Origin of the sequence: Aeromicrobium terrae (assembly GCF_008039565.1) — a bacterium.
GTDB classification, from domain to species: Bacteria; Actinomycetota; Actinomycetes; order Propionibacteriales; family Nocardioidaceae; genus Aeromicrobium; species Aeromicrobium terrae.
In genome coordinates this window covers 35,015-52,681 of the sequence record NZ_VDUX01000002.1, presented here as the reverse complement: position 1 = coordinate 52,681, position 17,667 = coordinate 35,015, and the positions used below count along the sequence as shown (strand labels likewise).

General features: G+C 71.3%; 14 protein-coding genes. 11 read left to right on the top strand and 3 right to left on the bottom strand.

The features are described from left to right. Window positions 1-48 precede the first annotated feature (48 nt). Together FHP06_RS03780 and FHP06_RS03775 are read right to left on the bottom strand one after the other, a co-directional pair. Window positions 49-717 (bottom strand): response regulator, encoded by a 669-nt coding sequence (locus tag FHP06_RS03780; RefSeq protein WP_147683988.1) that lies wholly within the window; start codon window positions 715-717, stop codon window positions 49-51. Then, on the bottom strand, window positions 714-1,850 hold the full coding sequence (locus tag FHP06_RS03775; protein WP_147683986.1) for a sensor histidine kinase: 1,137 nt from the start codon (window positions 1,848-1,850) through the stop codon (window positions 714-716). The genes FHP06_RS03780 and FHP06_RS03775 overlap by 4 nt, the downstream gene beginning before the upstream one ends. A gap of 184 nt (window positions 1,851-2,034) precedes the next feature. Here FHP06_RS03775 and FHP06_RS03770 point away from each other — a divergent pair, with 184 nt between their 5' ends. The 7 genes from FHP06_RS03770 (at window position 2,035) to holA (ending at window position 11,413) form a co-directional block, all read left to right on the top strand. Next, window positions 2,035-3,723: a sodium:solute symporter family protein gene (locus FHP06_RS03770; RefSeq protein WP_222706385.1), complete on the top strand. Its 1,689-nt coding sequence runs from the start codon at window positions 2,035-2,037 to the stop codon at window positions 3,721-3,723. A 9-nt stretch (window positions 3,724-3,732) separates the two neighbouring features. Next, window positions 3,733-3,990 (top strand): hypothetical protein, encoded by a 258-nt coding sequence (locus FHP06_RS03765; protein WP_147683982.1) that lies wholly within the window; start codon window positions 3,733-3,735, stop codon window positions 3,988-3,990. Between the two features lie 37 nt (window positions 3,991-4,027). Next, window positions 4,028-6,520 carry a leucine--tRNA ligase gene (leuS, locus tag FHP06_RS03760; protein WP_147683980.1) on the top strand — a complete coding sequence of 831 codons (2,493 nt, stop codon included), beginning with the start codon at window positions 4,028-4,030 and terminating at the stop codon, window positions 6,518-6,520. 17 nt (window positions 6,521-6,537) lie between these two features. Then, the gene (locus FHP06_RS03755; protein WP_147683979.1) at window positions 6,538-7,380 is read left to right on the top strand and encodes a DegV family protein; all 843 of its coding nucleotides are present in this window, start codon (window positions 6,538-6,540) and stop codon (window positions 7,378-7,380) included. An 88-nt stretch (window positions 7,381-7,468) separates the two neighbouring features. After that, window positions 7,469-8,206: a ComEA family DNA-binding protein gene (locus FHP06_RS03750; protein ID WP_230973397.1), complete on the top strand. Its 738-nt coding sequence runs from the start codon at window positions 7,469-7,471 to the stop codon at window positions 8,204-8,206. A 59-nt stretch (window positions 8,207-8,265) separates the two neighbouring features. Next, a complete protein-coding gene (locus FHP06_RS03745; RefSeq protein WP_147683977.1) occupies window positions 8,266-10,434 on the top strand; it encodes a DNA internalization-related competence protein ComEC/Rec2 in 2,169 nt (722 codons plus the stop codon). Window positions 10,435-10,444: 10 nt separating this feature from the next. After that, a complete protein-coding gene (holA, locus tag FHP06_RS03740; RefSeq protein ID WP_230973396.1) occupies window positions 10,445-11,413 on the top strand; it encodes a DNA polymerase III subunit delta in 969 nt (322 codons plus the stop codon). Window positions 11,414-11,466: 53 nt separating this feature from the next. On the opposite strand, the gene rpsT is transcribed toward holA, so the two are convergent. Then, window positions 11,467-11,727: a 30S ribosomal protein S20 gene (gene rpsT / locus FHP06_RS03735; protein WP_147683973.1), complete on the bottom strand. Its 261-nt coding sequence runs from the start codon at window positions 11,725-11,727 to the stop codon at window positions 11,467-11,469. A gap of 379 nt (window positions 11,728-12,106) precedes the next feature. On the opposite strand from rpsT, the gene lepA reads away from it, so the two are divergent. From lepA to hemW, 4 genes are read left to right on the top strand one after another with little or no spacing between them, the layout of a single operon-like run. Continuing rightward, entirely contained in the window at window positions 12,107-13,954 is a 1,848-nt protein-coding gene (lepA, locus tag FHP06_RS03730; RefSeq protein ID WP_147683971.1) for a translation elongation factor 4, read from the top strand. Further along, window positions 13,951-14,601, top strand: a complete 651-nt coding sequence (locus FHP06_RS03725; RefSeq protein ID WP_147683969.1) for an MOSC domain-containing protein — start codon at window positions 13,951-13,953, stop codon at window positions 14,599-14,601. Before lepA ends, FHP06_RS03725 begins: the two co-directional genes overlap by 4 nt. 45 nt (window positions 14,602-14,646) lie before the next feature. Then, complete coding sequence (locus FHP06_RS03720) at window positions 14,647-16,500, top strand: AMP-dependent synthetase/ligase (protein ID WP_147683967.1); 1,854 nt, start codon at window positions 14,647-14,649, stop codon at window positions 16,498-16,500. Further along, the gene (gene hemW, locus FHP06_RS03715; RefSeq protein WP_147683965.1) at window positions 16,493-17,665 is read left to right on the top strand and encodes a radical SAM family heme chaperone HemW; all 1,173 of its coding nucleotides are present in this window, start codon (window positions 16,493-16,495) and stop codon (window positions 17,663-17,665) included. The genes FHP06_RS03720 and hemW overlap by 8 nt, the downstream gene beginning before the upstream one ends. The last annotated feature ends 2 nt before the right edge of the window (window positions 17,666-17,667 follow it).

The following is a 17,667-nucleotide window of genomic DNA, read 5'->3' as shown; positions in this document are numbered from 1 at the left end:
CGCCCAGAGGGAGACACCTCGGCTACGCCCGACGGAGTAGAAAGGGCCCTACTGTCCTGTCCAGCCGGGCTTGACCAGGCCGGTCTCGTACGCGAGCACGACGAGCTGGGCGCGGTCGCGGGCGTGGAGCTTGATCATCGCCCGGCTGACGTGCGTCTTCGCGGTCGCTGGGCTGACCACGAGCCGTTCGGCGATCTCGTCGTTGCTCAGCCCCTCGCCGACGAGCGCGACGATCTCGCGCTCGCGCTCGGTGAGCACGTCGAGCGCTCCGGTGGGCGCCGTCGGCCGGCTGCGCGTCGCGAACTCGGAGATGAGCCGCCGGGTGACGCTGGGGGACAGCAGCGCGTCGCCGCTCGCGACGGCGCGGATGCCGGCCAGGAGGTCGACCGGCTCGGTGTCCTTGAGCAGGAAGCCGCTGGCGCCGTTGCGCAGCGCCTCGAAGACGTACTCGTCGAGCTCGAAGGTCGTGAGGATGACGACGCGGACGTCGCTCAGGCTCGGCTCGGCGGTGATGCGGCGGGTGGCCTCGAGTCCGTCGACGCCGGGCATGCGGACGTCCATGAGCACGACGTCGGGCTGGGTGCGGCGGACGAGTGCGACGGCCTCCTCGCCGTCGCCGGCCTCGCCGACGACCTCCAGGTCGTCCTCGGCGTCGATCAGCGCCTTGAAGCCTGCGCGCAGCAGGGCCTGGTCGTCCACCAGTGCGACTCGTGTCATGACTGACCCCCGAACGGCAGTGTCGCCGAGAGGCGGGCGCCGCCGCCAGGGGCCGCCGCGAGCGCGACGGATCCACCGAGTGCGGACGCGCGCTCCTGCATCCCGCGCAGACCGGTGCCCCCGGGAGAGGCGTCGTCGAGACCGCGGCCGTCGTCGGTGACCTCGACGTCGAGCCGCTCGTCACCGACGACGACGCGGATCGTGGCGTTCCGGGCCCCGCTGTGCCGCACGACGTTCGTGACCGCCTCCTGGACGATGCGGAACCCGGCGGCGGCGACGGCGGTGGGCACCGCGTCGACGTCGCCGGTGACGTCGAGGTCGGTGGCGATGCCGGCCTGCGTCGCCCGCTCCGCGACGTCGCTCAGCCCGTCGAGCCGGGCGATGGGTGCTCGAGGCGCCTCCTCGCCCTCGGCCCGCAGCACGCCGATGAGGGCACGCAGCTCGGTGAGCGCCTCCTTGCTCGCGTCCTTGATGGTGGCCAGCGCGGTCTCGACCTGATCCGGGTTCTTGTCGACGAGGTGCAGCGCGACGCCTGATTGCACGTGGATGAGCGACATGTGGTGGGCCACGGTGTCGTGGAGCTCGCGGGCGATCCGGAGGCGTTCCTCGCCGGCCTCACGGCGACGCTCCTCGAGGCGGGCGCGCCGCATCTCCCCGATGCGGGCCCGGTTGAGGCGGACGAGCTCGCCCGCGGCGAGCACCAGGAGCGACCAGGCGAGGATGCCGGCGAACCAGCTCCAGGACCACCCGTCGTCGAGGATGACGAGCCGGGCGACGACCGAGAGCACGAGTGCGCCGCCGATCGCGGTCCAGGCGAGCCACCGGTAGCCCCGCACGACGTTCAGCACGACCGCGATGACGAACGACGCGAACACCGGGCCGTACGGGTACCCGAGCGAGACGTACAGGAACGTGATGGCGGTGACGATCAGGAGCACCTCGCGGGACCGGCGCCGGAGGAGGTAGAGCGAGGCGGGGCCGGCCAGGGCGATGGCCACCGCCAGGATGTCGGGGTCGCGGGCCTCGGGCTGGTTCCGGGCGGCCCCGAACGTGCCGACGACCTGGATGAACGCGAGCACGAGCGGCCCGACGATCCATGGGCCGGAGCGGAACGGCTCGTGTCGCGACGTCACGTCGTCAAACCTAGGGGAGCCGGGCGCCGTCGTCGTCGCCCTCGCGGCGCACTGTGGCGTACTCCCGGGGGCGTACTCCGCTCGACGGGCCGAAGTCCGCGAGCGGGCGTAGCGTGCCCGATGGAGCCGCGCCAGGGGGGCGCGGCCGACCTGAGGACGGGGGAGCAGCGTGTCCTTGATGGCGATGGCGAGCGACGACACGTTCCGGCTGGACGCCGATGTCGTCGACTACACGATCGTGGCTCTGTACTTCGCGGTGGTGCTCGGGATCGGCCTGCTGGCCAGGCGTCAGGTGTCGTCGAGCATCGACTTCTTCCTGTCCGGGCGCTCGTTGCCTGCGTGGGTGACCGGCCTGGCCTTCATCTCCGCGAACCTCGGCGCCGTCGAGATCATGGGCATGTCCGCCAACGGCGCGGAGTTCGGCATGGCCACCGTGCACTACTTCTGGATCGGTGCCGTGCCGGCGATGCTGTTCCTCGGCATCGTGATGATGCCGTTCTACTACGGCTCCAAGGTGCGCAGCGTCCCGGAGTTCATGCGCAAGCGCTTCGGCACCGGCGCCCACCTCGTCAACGCCCTGAGCTTCGCGATCGCCCAGCTCCTCATCGCGGGCATCAACCTCTACCTGCTGGCCACCATCGTCAACCGGCTCCTGGGCTGGCCACTGTGGGTGTCTCTGGTCGTCGCCGCGGCCATCGTGCTCAGCTACACCGCGCTGGGCGGCCTGTCCGCGGCCATCTACAACGAGGTGCTGCAGTTCTTCGTGATCGTCGCGGCCCTCCTGCCGCTGACGATCGTCGCCCTGAACAAGGTCGGCGGCTGGCAGGGCATCCAGGACAAGGTCAAGCCCGACGGCGAGCAGCTGTCCTCGTGGCCGGGCACCGACCTGACCGGCATCGACAACCCGGTGCTGTCGGTCATCGGCATCGTCTTCGGCCTGGGCTTCGTGCTGTCGTTCGGCTACTGGACGACGAACTTCGTCGAGGTGCAGCGCGCCATGGCGTCGTCGTCGATCTCCGCCGCGCGCCGGGCGCCCATCATCGGCGCGTTCCCGAAGATGTTCGTGCCGTTCATCGTCATCGTCCCGGGCGTCATCGCGGCGATCATCATCCCCGAGCTGGCCGACCTGAAGGGCGGCGGCAAGGGCGACGGCGTCACGTACAACGACGCGATCCTGCTGCTGATGCGCGACCTGCTGCCCAACGGCATGCTCGGCGTCGCGATCGCCGGCCTGATGGCGTCCTTCATGGCCGGCATGGCCGCCAACATCTCCGCGTTCAACACGGTCTTCAGCTACGACCTCTGGCAGCAGTACGTCGTCATGGACCGCGAGGACGGCTACTACACGTGGATCGGCCGCATCGCGACGGTCGGCGCCACCGTCGTCGCCATCGGCACCGCGGGCATCGCGTCGCAGTACGACAACCTGATGAACTACCTGCAGGTGCTGTTCGGGTTCTTCAACGCCCCGTTGTTCGCCACGTTCATCCTCGGCATGTTCTGGAAGCGGATGACGGCCGCCGCCGGCTGGACCGGCCTGGTCTCCGGCACCGCGGCCGCGATCGTCGTGGCGATCCTCAGCGAGGACGCGCTCGGCGGCGCCAGCGTCGGCGTCCTCGGCATCTCCGGGCAGGGCGCCAGCTTCGTCGCGGCCGGGGCCGCGTTCGTGGTCGACGTCCTGGTGAGCGTCGTGGTCTCGACGCGGACCCGGCCACGGGTGGAGTCGGAGCTGAAGGGGCTCGTCTACTCGCTCACGCCCAAGGAGTCCCTGACCGATCCGGACGAGGGCACGCTGCCCTGGTACCAGTCGCCGACGAAGCTGGCCGGCATCGGGCTCGTGCTCGTCATCGTCCTCAACGTGATCTTCTGGTAGGAGGCAGCCATGAACGACCAGACACCCGAGACCCGCCACACCGCTGGTGCGTTCGACATCCGCGTCATCATCGGGGCGCTGCTCGGCGTGTTCGGCCTGATCCTGCTGGGGATGGGCCTGTTCAACGCCAGCGACGCCGAGCTCGACAAGGCCGACGGGCTGAACATCAACCTCTGGTCCGGCATCGGCCTGGTGGCCGCGGGCGTCGCGTTCGTCGTCTGGGCGCGGCTGCGCCCGATCGTGGTGCCCTCCGATCCGGCGTCCTGACGGTCGGCGCCGCTCGGCGCGTCGATAGGATTCTCCGGTGAGCGAGCGAGAGGGTCAGACGAGCTACGACGTCCACGCGGTGGAGGCCAAGTGGCTCCCCGTGTGGGAGCGGCTCGACCCGTTCCGCGCGTCGGACGACGCCGTCGTCTCCGGTGAGCGCGAGAAGCGCTACGCGCTCACGATGTTCCCGTACCCGAGCGGCGATCTCCACATGGGTCACGCCGAGGTGTTCGCGCTGCACGACGTCATCGCGCGCTATTGGCGGTTCCGCGGGTACGAGGTGCTCAACCCGATGGGCTGGGACTCGTTCGGCCTGCCGGCCGAGAACGCCGCCATCCGCAACGACGAGCACCCGGCCACGTACACCTACGCGAACATCGACACCCAGTTCCACTCGATGAAGCGCTACGCCACCAGCGTCGACTGGTCGCGCCGCCTGCACACGTCCGACCCGGAGTACTACCGGTGGACGCAGTGGCTGTTCCTGAAGCTCCGCGAGCAGGGCATGGCGTACCGGAAGAACTCGCCGGTCAACTGGTGCCCGCGCGACCAGACCGTGCTGGCGAACGAGCAGGTGCTGGCCGACGGCACGTGCGAGCGCTGCGGCGCCGAGGTCACCAAGCGGGAGCTGACTCAGTGGTTCTTCCGCACCACGGCCTACGCGCAGGAGCTCTATGACTGCCTGGACGACCTGCAGGACAGCTGGATCGGCAAGGTCGTCAACGCCCAGCGCAGCTGGATCGGACGCTCCGAGGGCGCGCACGTCACGTTCGACGTCGACGGCCACGACCCGATCACGGTCTTCACCACGCGTCCCGACACGCTGTTCGGCACCACGTTCATGGTGGTCGCCGTCGACGCGAAGCTGGCCGAGGAGCTGGTCACCGACGAGCAGCGCGCCGAGTTCGAGACGTACCGCGACGAGATCCGCAAGGCCAGCGACATCGACCGGCTGGCCACCGACCGGCCCAAGACCGGCGTGTTCCTGGGCGTGCACGCCACCAACCCGCTGACCGGCGAGCGGATCCCGGTGTGGGCCACCGACTACGTGCTGGCCGACTACGGCACCGGCGCCGTGATGGGCGTCCCCGGTGGCGACCAGCGCGACTGGGAGTTCGCCACGACGATGGACCTCCCGATCGTCCGCACCACCGAGCCGCCGGCCGACTGGGACGGCGAGGCGTTCAACGGCGAGGGCCCGGCCATCAACTCGCCGGCCGACGGCGTGACGTCCGCGCTCGACATCAACGGCCTGTCCGTCGCCGAGGCCAAGGCGGCCACCATCGCCCACCTGGAGTCGATCGGCCACGGCGAGGGAACCGTGAACTTCCGGCTGCGCGACTGGTTGTTGTCCCGCCAGCGCTACTGGGGCGCGCCGATCCCGGTCATCCACTGCCCGGTCGACGGCGAGGTGCCGGTCCCGGAGGACCAGCTGCCCGTCGAGCTGCCCGAGCTGCGCGGCGCCGACCTGAAGCCCAAGGGCACGTCGCCGCTGGGCGCCGCCGAGGAGTGGGTCAACGTCACGTGCCCCACGTGCGGTGGTCCGGCCAAGCGGGACACCGACACGATGGACACCTTCGTCGACTCGTCCTGGTACTTCTTCCGCTACCTGTCGCCGCACGACGACACGCAGGCCTTCGACTCCGCCCTCGCTGAGGCGTGGGGCCCGATCGACCTGTACATCGGCGGCGACGAGCACGCCGTGCTCCACCTGCTGTACGCGCGCTTCTTCACGAAGGTGCTGCGCGACGCCGGGCTGATCACCTGGGACGAGCCGTTCGCGGCCTACCTGTCGCAGGGCAAGGTCATCAACAACGGCCGGAAGATGAGCAAGTCGCTCGGCAACGGCGTCGACCTGGGCGCCCAGCTGGACGAGTTCGGCGTCGACGCCGTCCGCCTGACGCTGGTGTTCGCCAGTCCCCCGGAGGACAACATCGACTGGGCCGACATGTCGCCCGCCGGCTCGCTGCGCTTCCTGCAGCGCGCGTGGCGCCTGTCCGGCGACGTCGAGTCCGCGCCGGGCGCCGACCCGGCCGCCGGCGACGCCGCACTCCGCAAGGTCACGCACCGCACGGTGCGCGAGGCCGAGCAGCTCGTCGAGGCGTACCGCTTCAACGTGGTCGTCGCGCGCACCATGGAGCTGGTGAACGCCACCCGCAAGGCCATCGACTCCGGCCCCGGCGGCGCAGACCCGGCGGTGCGCGAGGCCGCCGAGGTCGTCGCGCGGCTGCTGTCGCTCGTCGCGCCGTACACGGCCGAGGAGATGTGGGAGCGACTGGGGCACGAGCCGTCGGTCGCGTCGGCGTCCTGGCCCGAGGTCGACGAGTCGTTGCTGGTCGAGGACACGGTCACGTGCGTCGTCCAGGTCCAGGGCAAGGTGCGCGCGACGCTCGAGGTCTCCCCGGACGCCACGGACGAGCAGCTCACCGAGCTCGCGCTGGCCGAGCCGAACGTGCAGCGTGCGATCGACGGCGCCGAGGTGCGACGCGTCATCGTCCGAGCGCCCAAGCTCGTCAACGTCGTGGTCTGAGCGGCTACATTCGGCTCATGGCCGTCGCGATCGTCACCGACTCCACGGCCTCGCTCGACCCCGTCGACGCCGCGCGCGAGCGCATCGAGGTCGTCCCGCTGCAGGTCATCATCGGGGCCGAGGTGCACACCGAGGGCGTCGACGTCACGGCCGACATGATCGCCGAGGCGTTGGCGGCCTACGTGCCGGTCAGCACGTCGCGTCCCACGCCCGACGACTTCCTGACCGTGTACGAGCGGCTGGCGTCCGAGGGCGCCACGGAGATCGTGTCCGTGCACCTGAGCGCGAAGATGTCCGGCACGCTCGACTCCGCCGAGCTCGCCGCCAAGCAGGCGTCCGTGCCGGTGACCTGCGTCGACACGCGGCACGTCGGCATCGCCACCGGGTTCGCTGCCGGCCGGGCCGCGCAGGTGCGTGACGCCGGCGGCGACGCCCTGGCCGTGGCCGACGCGGCGCGCAAGGCGGGGGAGTCGTCCACGACGCTGCTCTACGTCGACACGCTGGAGTACCTCAAGCGGGGCGGGCGGGTCGGCGCCGCGGCAGCCCTCATCGGGTCGGCCCTCGCGGTCAAGCCGCTGCTCGGGTTCAAGGACGGCTCGGTCGTGCCGCTGGAGCGGGTCCGCACGGCGTCGAAGGCGCTCGCCCGGCTGGAGGCCATCGCGCTCGAGGCGTGCCGGGCGTGCGACGACGGCTTCGACATCGGCGTGCAGCACCTGGCCAACCCCACCACTGCCGACGCGGTGGCGGGTCGTCTCGCCGCCGAGCTGGGGCGTGACTCCGTGCCGGTCGACGAGGTCGGCGCTGCGATCGGGGCGCACGTCGGGCCAGGCATGGTCGCGGTCGTCGTCACGCCGGCGTAGGCGTCCACACCCGCTCGACTCTCCAGGACTGTCCACAACGGACGTCCGACGTCTTCTGCGCAGCGGTGGGCGTTCGTAGCGTCGAGCCGTGAGACCTCAGGGCGTGACGGAGACCGGTGAGACGCGGGCCGAGATCGCCCGCCGGCGCCTTGCCGAGCTCATCGCCGCCTTCGAGGCGAGTGCTCCGCCGGACGAGGAGACCCCGGCGTCTCCGGCCACCCCGGCCGTCGCTCCGGCCCGGCGGATCGATCCCGCGCACGTGCGCGTCATCGTCACCCTCGCGGTGGCCGCCGGCGTCCTGCTGACCTGGTGGCTGCTCGCCGAGCGCCCGCGCACGGCATCGCCGGACGAGCCGGTCGCCCTGACGTCGTCCCAGCCGTCGGGCCGCCCGTCCGCGTCTCCGTCCGGCAGCGAGGTGGTCGTGGACGTGGAGGGGAAGGTGAAGCGGCCAGGCATCGTCACGCTGCCGGCGGGGTCTCGTGTCCACGACGCGGTGGAGAAGGCGGGCGGGCTCCGGGGCACGGTCGACGCCACCGGCGTGAACATGGCGCGCGTCCTCGTCGACGGTGAGCAGATCCTGGTGGGTGTCGAACCGGTCGCGGCGGCGAGCGGCGGGGCAGCCGGTGGGCCGGCCGGGAGGATCAGTCTCGGATCGGCGACGCTCGAGCAGCTCGACACGCTCCCGGGCATCGGGCCCGTCACGGCCCAGGCGATCCTCGACTACCGCTCCGAGCACGGACCGTTCCGCTCCGTCGACGACCTCATGGACGTGAAGGGCATCGGCCAGGCCACGCTCGACGACCTGCGCGACCAGGTGATCCCCTGAGGTCGAGCCACGACCTCCGGCTGGTCCCCGCAGCCGGCCTCGCCTGGGCGGTCGCGGCCGTGCTGGTCGCGACGTCCTCCGTGCTGGCAGTGGCGGTGGCCTTGGTGGCGATCGCCCTGGCCGGAGCGTGCGTGGGCCGGTGGCCGCGGGTCGCGGTCGTCGCGGTGTGCGTCGGACTGGTGGCCGCGTCGTGCGCCTGGCGGCTCGCCGACTCCGGAGCGTCCCCGCTGCGCGACGCCGCAGCGCACCACCGGACGGCGGCGCTCGACGTCCGTGTCACGCGCGACGCCCGCGTGTTCACCCGGTTCGGGAGCGACAGTGCTGCAGTGGGCGTCCGGGTGCTCCGAGCCACCGTCGACGGCCGCTCCTACGGGGTCGGCGACGCCGCCACGGCGTTCGTCGACGGGTCGGCCCGCGACTTGGTCGTGGGCCGCCGGCTGACGATGGTCGGCCGCCTCGCGTCGGCGGAGAGCACCACGGAGGTGGCCACCATCGACGTCGTCCGGCGCTCGTCCGTCCGTGGTGCGGCGTGGTGGTGGGAGGCGTCGCAGCGTGTCCGCACCGGAGTCCGGCACGCGGTCGCGCACACCGGACGGGACCCCGCGGCCCTGGTCCCGGCGCTGGTGGACGGCGACGACGCGGCGGTCAGTGACCGGATGCGCGAGGACTTCCGGCGCAGCGGGCTGACCCACCTGATGGCGGTCTCGGGCACGAACCTGACGATCGTCCTCGCGGTCGTGTTGGTGCTGGCGCGGTCGGCGGGGGTGCGACGGGCCGGGCTGATCGTGCTCGGTGGCCTCGCCGTCGTCGCCTTCGTCCTGCTGGCCCGGCCGGACCCGAGCGTCGTCCGCGCCGCCGGAATGGGCGTGGTGGGGCTCGCCGCACTGGGCCTCGGCAGCCGCGGTGGTCTGCGGGCTCTGGCGGTGGCGATCATCGCGCTGCTCGTGGTCGACCCCACGCTCTCGCGCTCGGTCGGCTTCGTGCTGTCGGTGTGTGCGACGGCGGGCATCCTGGTCGGCACGCGGCCGCTCGCCGGACGCCTGGGGCGGTGGATGCCGCGGTGGTGCGCCCTCGCCGTCGCCGTGCCGATCGCGGCCCAGCTCGCCTGCACGCCGGCGCTCGCGGCCATCTCGGGCCAGGTCTCGCTCGTCGCGGTGCCGGCGAACGTGCTGGCCGGGCCGCTCGTCGCGCCGGCCACCGTCGCCGGCCTTGCCGGTGGCCTGCTCGACGTCGTCAGCCCGCCACTGGCCCGCGTGCCGGGAACCGTTGCCGGCTGGTGCGCGGCGGCGATCGTCGCGATCGCTCACCACGCCGCGGCGCTGGCCGGTGCCTCGATCGCCTGGCGCGGTCCGTGGTGGCTGCTGCTCCTCGTCGTCCCGGTCGTGTTCGTGCTGGTCTGGCGGCTGTCTGCTCGGCCCGCGGTCGTCCTCGGGCTGATGCTGGGTCTCGCCGTCGGGATGTGGCGGCCGCCGCAGGTCGGCTGGCCGCCCGAGGGGTGGCTCATGGTTGCTTGCGACGTGGGCCAGGGCGACGCCACGGTGATCGACGCCGGCGGGGGAGCGGCTCTGGTCGTCGACGCCGGCCCGGACCCGGCGCCGGTCGATCGGTGCCTGGACCGGCTGCACGTGAAGCGCATCCCGGTCGCCGTGGTCACGCACGCGCACGCCGACCACGCCGGCGGCTGGTCCGGCCTGGTCGACGACCGACCGGTCGGCCGGGTGCTGGTCGGTCCGAGCGGTGGACCTCGCGGGTGGCACGGGGTCGTCAGCGCCGTCTCGACGGGCGACGGCTTCGCGGTGGGACGGCTGGACGTCGAGGTGCTGTGGCCGCCCGCGGGCGCCGCCCCGCCGGACCGGTCGGACGGGTCCGCGATGAACGACGCCAGCGTGGTCCTGCGCGTCACGGTCGGAGCGACCCGCCTGCTCCTGTCCGGAGACCTCGAACCGGACGCCCAGGACGAGCTCCTGCGCCTTCACCCAGACGTGGCGGCCGACGTCATGAAGATGCCGCACCACGGCAGCAGCCGGCAGTCCGACGGGTTCTTCGACGCGGTCGGCGCCCGGATCGCCACGATCAGCGCGGGGGAGGGCAACGACTACGGTCACCCGGCAGCCGCGGCCCTCCATCTGCTGCGCGAGCACGGGGTCGCGTGGTGGCGCACGGACACCGACGGCGACGTCGCGATCGTGCGGCGTGCGGGCCATCTGAGAGTCGTCACCCAGCACTAGGGTGGTTCCCGTGACAGTCTTCGGCTCCATCCTGCTCATCACGGGCAACGCGGAGCTGCTGGCCGAGCGCACCCGGGCCCGGGCCGTCTCGACGATCACCGCCGAGCAGCCGGAGTGCGAGATCACCACCGCCACCGCCGCCGGGCTCGGTCCCGGGGAGATCGCCGGCCTCGCCAGCCCGTCGCTGTTCAGCGCCGCGAGCGCCCTGGTGCTCACCGAGCTGCAGGACCTCCCCGAGGCCGCCCAGGAGGAGCTGCTGGCCTACGCCCAGTCGCCGTCCCCGGACATCGCGATGGTGCTGGTCCACGGCGGCGCGGGGCAGAAGGGCAAGAAGCTGCTCGACCAGCTGCGCGGTCAGGCGAGCGTCACCGAGGTCAAGCACGAGGCGCCCAAGTACGAGCGCGACTTCACCCGCTGGGTGCGCACCGAGCTGCGCGAGCTCAACACCCGCATCGACGAGGAGGCCGCCTCGCTGCTGGTGGCCGCCGTCGGCCAGGACCTGCGGGCTCTCGCGGGCGCAGCCGACCAGCTCGCCGCCACGGTCACGGACGGCGCGATCACCGCCGACCTCGTGCGGAGGTACTTCGGCGGCCGGGCCGACGTCCGCGGCTTCGACATCGCCGACGCCACGATCGACGGCCGGATCCACGTCGCGCTCGAGCAGGTGCGCTGGGCCGCCGCCGCGAAGGTCGAGTCCGTCCTCATCACCGGGGCGCTGGCGAGCGGCCTGCGATCCCTGGCCCGCCTGGCCGACGCGCCACCCGGTCTGTCGGAGGCCGACCTCGCCCGCCACGTCGGCGCGCCGCCGTTCAAGATCCGCATCCTGCGCCGTCAGCTGCAGGGCTGGGACACCCGATCTCTCGCCTCGGCGCTCGACGCCGTGGCTCGCGCCGACATCGACGTCAAGGGCGGTGCCGCCGACCCGGCCTTCGCGGTCGAGCGCATGGTGCTGCAGGTCGCGGCCGCCCGTACGGCCTGAGAACGAGAAACGCCCCGGGAGGTCCCGGGGCGTTCGGCGTCAGAAGGGGTCGCTCAGAGCGAGGCGGCCTTCTTCGCGATGGCCGACTTGCGGTTCGCGGCCTGGTTCTTGTGGATGACGCCCTTGGAGGCGGCCTTGTCGAGCTTGGTGCCCGCATCGACGGCCAGCTTCTTGGCCTCGTCGGCGTTGCCGGCGTCGGCGGCCTCGTGGAAACGACGGACGGCCGTCTTCAGCGCCGAGCGCACGGACTTGTTGCGCTCACGAGCCGCCTCGTTCTGACGGTTGCGCTTGATCTGCGACTTGATGTTCGCCACGTGACTGAACCTTGTCTTTCCAGGGTCGGGGTGCTGCAAGAAGAAGTGCGTGCCCGAGCACGCAATCGCCCACGATACCAGCGACGCCGCGGCAGGGTCCAATCCGAGGACTGAGGGAGCGCCAGCGACCGAACGTCCGAGGAGGCTGAGCGATCTGCGGCGAAGCCGCCCGCATGTCGAAGCCTCTCAGCACGCCGAAGGCGTCAGGGTGACGAGACCTGGTGAGCAGTCAGGCTCGCTGCTGCCAAGGGTGGTCTCGATACACGGCCAGCTCGCTGGCGATCGCGGCCGCACTCGACCACCGACTCCCGTTTTGGCACCAGCAGGCCACTCGACCACCGGTGATCGGTGAGGTCGTCGATGACAGAATGACCGCACCATGACGGTTCCCCAGCCCGGCGCGACGCCGCCCTCCCTGCTGCGCAACTTCTGCATCATCGCGCACATCGACCACGGCAAGTCGACGCTCGCCGACCGGATGCTGCAGCACACCGGTGTCGTGGACGCCCGGGCCATGCGCGCGCAGTACCTGGACCGCATGGACATCGAGCGTGAGCGCGGCATCACCATCAAGAGCCAGGCGGTGCGGCTGCCGTTCACCAAGTCCACCGGCGACGACGCGGGCACCACCTACGTGCTGAACCTCATCGACACCCCCGGCCACGTCGACTTCACCTACGAGGTGAGCCGCAGCCTCGAGGCCTGCGAGGGCGCGGTGCTCCTGGTCGACGCCGCGCAGGGCATCGAGGCGCAGACGCTCGCCAACCTGTACCTCGCGATCGACGCCGACCTGCACGTCATCCCCGTGCTCAACAAGATCGACCTGCCGGGCGCGCAGCCGGAGAAGTACGCCGCGGAGATCGCGCACATCCTGGGCGGCGATCCCGACGACGTCCTCCGCGTCTCGGCCAAGACCGGCGAGGGCGTCGAGTCGCTGCTCAACGCCATCGTCGACGAGGTGCCCGCGCCGGTCGGTGACGCCGACGCCCCGCCGCGCGCCCTGATCTTCGACTCGGTCTACGACACCTATCGCGGCGTCGTCACCTACGTCCGCGTCGTCGACGGCAAGCTCACCCACCGCGACCGGATCAAGATGATGTCCACGGGGGCGGTGCACGAGATGCTCGAGGTCGGCGTCATCTCGCCCGAGCCGGTCAAGGCCGGGGAGATCGGCGTCGGCGAGGTCGGCTACCTCATCACCGGCGTGAAGGAGGTCCGGCAGAGCCGCGTCGGCGACACGGTGACGTCGAACGTCCATGGGGCCACCGAGCCGCTCGGCGGCTACCGTCACCCCAACCCGATGGTCTACTCGGGCCTCTACCCGATCGACGGAGACGACTACCCGACCCTGCGTGACGCGCTCGAGAAGCTCCAGCTCAACGACGCCGCGCTGTCGTACGAGCCGGAGTCGTCCGGCGCCCTCGGCTTCGGGTTCCGCATCGGGTTCCTCGGCCTGCTGCACCTGGAGATCGTGCGCGAGCGGCTGGAGCGCGAGTTCAACCTCGACCTCATCAGCACGGCCCCGAACGTCGTCTACCGCGTCGTCATGGAGGACGGCAGCGAGGTGACGGTCACGAACCCCAGCGAGTACCCGACCGGCAAGATCGCCACCGTGCACGAGCCGGTCACCAAGGCCACGGTGCTCAGCCCGGCGGAATACATCGGCGCCATCATGGAGCTCTGCCAGTCGCGCCGCGGCCAGCTGCAGGGCATGGACTACCTCTCCGAGGACCGCGTCGAGATCCGCTACACGCTCCCCATGGGCGAGATCATGTTCGACTTCTTCGACGCCCTGAAGAGCCGCACCAAGGGGTACGCGTCGCTCGACTACGAGCCCACCGGCGAGCAGGAGGCCGACCTGGTCAAGGTCGACATCCTGCTGCAGGGCGAGGTCGTCGACGCGTTCAGCGCGATCGTGCACCGCGACAGCGCCTACGCCTACGGCGTCGCCCTGGCCGGGCGCCTCAAGGAGCTCATCCCGCGCCAGCAGTTCGAAGTGCCCATCCAGGCCGCCATCGGTGCCCGCGTCATCGCCCGCGAGAACATCCGCGCGCTGCGCAAGGACGTCCTCGCCAAGTGCTACGGCGGCGACATCAGCCGCAAGCGCAAGCTGCTGGAGAAGCAGAAGGAGGGCAAGAAGCGGATGAAGATGGTGGGCCGCGTCGAGGTGCCCCAGGAGGCCTTCATCGCCGCGCTGTCGACGGGCGACACCGGGTCCTCCTCGTGAGCCACCTGGAGTCGGTCAACGCCGGGCCGGCCGTCGCGGTCCCGTGGGGCCGGAAGAAGTGGTCCGCGATCGACAAGCGCCCCGTCAGCGGATCAGTCCGCGTGCACCGACTCGGGGTCGGCGACGACGAGATCGGCGACCACGACGACCACGGTGGTCCGGACCAGGCCGTCTACGCCTACGCGCGCGAGGACCTCGAGGTCTGGTCGCTCGAGCTCGGCCGCCCGCTGCGGGCCGGCGAGTTCGGCGAGAACCTCACCACCGTCGGGCTCGACGTGCAGGGCGCGCGGCTCGGCGACCGGTGGCGGATCGGCACCGTCCTGCTCGAGGTCTGCGGGGTCCGCATCCCCTGCTCGGTCTTCGAGGGCTTCGTCGGCGAGAGCCAGTGGGTCCGCCGGTTCGTCGAGCACGGCGTGCCCGGCGCCTACCTGCGCGTCCTCGAGGAGGGCGAGCTGGCGGCCGGCGACGCGATCGACGTCGTCGAGCGCCGCGACCACGACCTCACCGTCGGCTTCGCCCTGCGCGCGCTCACCACGGAGCGCCATCTGGAGGAGCGCCTGCTGGACGAGCCGCGGATCGGTTCGCGCGTGCGGGAGAGGATCGATCGGCACCGGAACCCCAGGTCCGATCGAACCTCGTTGCGTTAGGGTGACGGCACCAAACCCCCTGTTCCACCGCGTGAAGGGTCCTTCATGAGTGTCACCGTCGCCACCCCCGAACAGCTCGAGATCATCGAGAACCGCTCGCAGAGCGTGGCTCGCATGTTCTACGACCGCGTCGAGGCGTCGCGGAACCGCGAGGCCTACCGGTTCCCCGACGAGGACGAGGTCTGGCACTCCCTGACTTGGGGCGAGACCGGCGAGCAGGTCACCAAGCTCGCGGCCGGCCTCGTGGCGCTGGGCATCGAGGCCGAGGAGCGCGTCGCGATCGCGTCGGGCACCCGGTACGAGTGGATCGCCGCCGACCTGGCCATCAACGCCGCCGGCGCCGCCACCACCACCGTCTACCCGTCCACGGGCGCTGACGACGAGGCGTACATCCTCGCCGACTCCGGGAGCCGCATCGTGTTCGCCGAGGACGACGAGCAGATCAAGAAGCTCGTCGAGAAGCGCTCCGAGCTGCCCGACGTCGTCAAGGTCGTCACGTTCGACGGCCAGACGGACAGTGCAGGTGGAGAAGGGGACTGGGTCATCGGCTTCGGCGAGCTCGAGCAGCTCGGCGCCGAGCTGCTGGAGAAGCAGCCCGACGTCATCGAGCAGCGCGTCGCCGCCATCAAGCCCGACGACCTCGCCACCCTCATCTACACGTCCGGCACCACGGGCCGCCCCAAGGGTGTCCGCCTGAGCCACGACGGCTGGACGTTCGAGGGCGCCACCCTGCTGGCGGGCGGCTTCATCAACGAGGACGACCTCGAGTTCCGCTGGCTCCCCATGGCGCACTCGTTCGGCAAGGTGCTCCTGACCGGTCAGCTCGCGGTCGGCTTCGCCTGCGCGATCGACGGTCGCGTCCCGAAGATCGTCGACAACCTCGCCGTCGTGAAGCCGACGTTCATGGGCGCCGCCCCGCGCATCTTCGAGAAGGCCTACGGCCGCATCGTCGGCATGGTGGAGGAGGAGGGCGGAGCGAAGCTCAAGATCTTCCGCTGGGCCGAGGGCGTGGGCCGCGAGTGGTCGCGCGCCCAGCAGTCCGGCAAGCCGATCTCCCCGATCCTGAAGGCCAAGCACGCCGTGGCCGACAAGCTCGTGTTCACCAAGGTCCGCGACCGGTTCGGCGGCCGGGTGCGGTTCTTCATCTCCGGTGCTGCAGCGCTGTCGCGCGACATCGCCGAGTGGTTCCACGGCGCCGGTGTCCTGATCCTCGAGGGCTACGGCCTCACCGAGACGTCGGCCGGCGCGTTCGTGAACCGCCCCGACGCCTACAAGCTCGGCACGGTCGGCCTGCCCTTCCCGGGCACCGAGGCGAAGATCGCTGAGGACGGCGAGGTGCTGCTCAAGGGCCCGAACATCATGCGCGGCTACCACAACCTCGAGGGCGAGAGCGCGTCCGCGCTGCTGGAGGACGGCTGGTTCGCCACCGGCGACATCGGCGAGATCGACTCCGAGGGCTTCCTGCGCATCACCGACCGCAAGAAGGACCTGTTCAAGACGTCCGGCGGCAAGTACATCGCGCCGTCGTACATCGAGGGCACCTTCAAGGGCGTCTGCCCGCTGGCCAGCCAGATGGTGGTGCACGGCAACGAGAAGAACTACTGCGTCGCGCTCATCACGCTCGACCCCGACGCGGTCGCCGGCTGGGCCGAGGGCCACGGCATGGCGGGCAAGTCGTACTCCGAGATCGTCTCGTCCGACGCGATGCGCGAGACCATCAGCCAGGACGTCGACGAGCTGAACTCCAAGCTCAACCGCTGGGAGACGATCAAGAAGTTCGCGATCCTCGACCACGACCTGACCGTGGAGTCCGGCGAGCTCACGCCGAGCCTGAAGCTCAAGCGCAAGGTCGTCGAGGACAACTACCGCGACGTCATCGAGGGTCTCTACGCTGACTGACGCCTTCGGGCTGTACCTGCACGTCCCGTTCTGCTCAGTCCGGTGCGGGTACTGCGACTTCAACACGTACACGGCCGACGAGCTCGGCGAGGGCGCCACGCGCGCGTCCTACGCCGACACGGCGATCGCCGAGATCGACTTGGCAGCGCGGTCGTTCGGCGACGCCGTGCCCCAGGTGGACACCGTCTTCGTCGGCGGAGGCACGCCGACCCAGCTGCCGTCCGCCGACCTGGTGCGGATGCTCGGGGCCGCGCGCGAGCGGTTCGGCGTGGCCCCCGGCGCGGAGGTGACCACCGAGGCCAACCCTGATTCCGTCACGCCCGAGTCCCTCGCCGAGCTGCGCGAGGGTGGATTCACGCGGATCTCCTTCGGGATGCAGTCGGCGGTGCCGCACGTCCTGGCGACGCTCGACCGCACCCACGACCCCGCGCGGGTCCCCGAGGCGGTCCGGTGGGCGCGCGAGGCGGGATTCGAGCAGCTCAGCCTCGACCTGATCTACGGGACGCCCGGGGAGTCGATGGACGACTGGCGCCGCAGCGTCGAGTCCGCTCTCGCCCTCGATCCGGATCACGTCAGCGCCTACGCCCTGATCGTCGAGCAGGGCACGGCGTTCGCGCGGAAGGTCGCCCGCGGCGAGGTCGTCATGCCGGACGACGACAAGACCGCCGACAAGTACCTGCTTGCCGACGAGCTGCTCGAGTCCGCCGGCCTCGGCTGGTACGAGCTGTCCAACTGGGCCCGCGACGAGGCGGCGCAGTGCCGCCACAACCTCCTCTACTGGCGCGGCGGACAGTGGTGGGGCATCGGTCCGGGTGCCCACTCGTACCTCCACGCCTCGGCGGGGGTGCCGGGCCGTGGGCGGCTGGTGGGGCACCGCTGGTGGAACGTGAAGCATCCCGCGGCCTACGCGCAGCGGCTGGCGGCGGGGGAGTCGCCGCGGCAGGACGGGGAGACGATCGACGCGGACACTGCGCACCTCGAGCGCGTGATGCTGCAGACCCGGCTGCGCGACGGCCTCCCGCTCGCCGAGCTGCACCCCGCCGGCCGGGCCGTCGTGCCCGCACTCGTCGACCGCGGACTGGTCGTGACGGACGACGAGCGCCTCACGCTCTCGCTGCAGGGCCGGCTGCTCGCCGACGCCGTGGTCCGCGACCTCGTGGACTGACG

Coding starts and splice junctions, on each gene's coding strand:
- FHP06_RS03780 (WP_147683988.1), bottom strand. CDS start 717: ATGACACGAGTCGCACTGGTGGACGACCAGGCCCTGCTGCGCGCAGGC.
- FHP06_RS03770 (WP_222706385.1), top strand. CDS start 2,035: ATGGCGAGCGACGACACGTTCCGGCTGGACGCCGATGTCGTCGACTAC.
- FHP06_RS03765 (WP_147683982.1), top strand. CDS start 3,733: ATGAACGACCAGACACCCGAGACCCGCCACACCGCTGGTGCGTTCGAC.
- FHP06_RS03755 (WP_147683979.1), top strand. CDS start 6,538: ATGGCCGTCGCGATCGTCACCGACTCCACGGCCTCGCTCGACCCCGTC.
- lepA (WP_147683971.1), top strand. CDS start 12,107: ATGACGGTTCCCCAGCCCGGCGCGACGCCGCCCTCCCTGCTGCGCAAC.
- FHP06_RS03720 (WP_147683967.1), top strand. CDS start 14,647: ATGAGTGTCACCGTCGCCACCCCCGAACAGCTCGAGATCATCGAGAAC.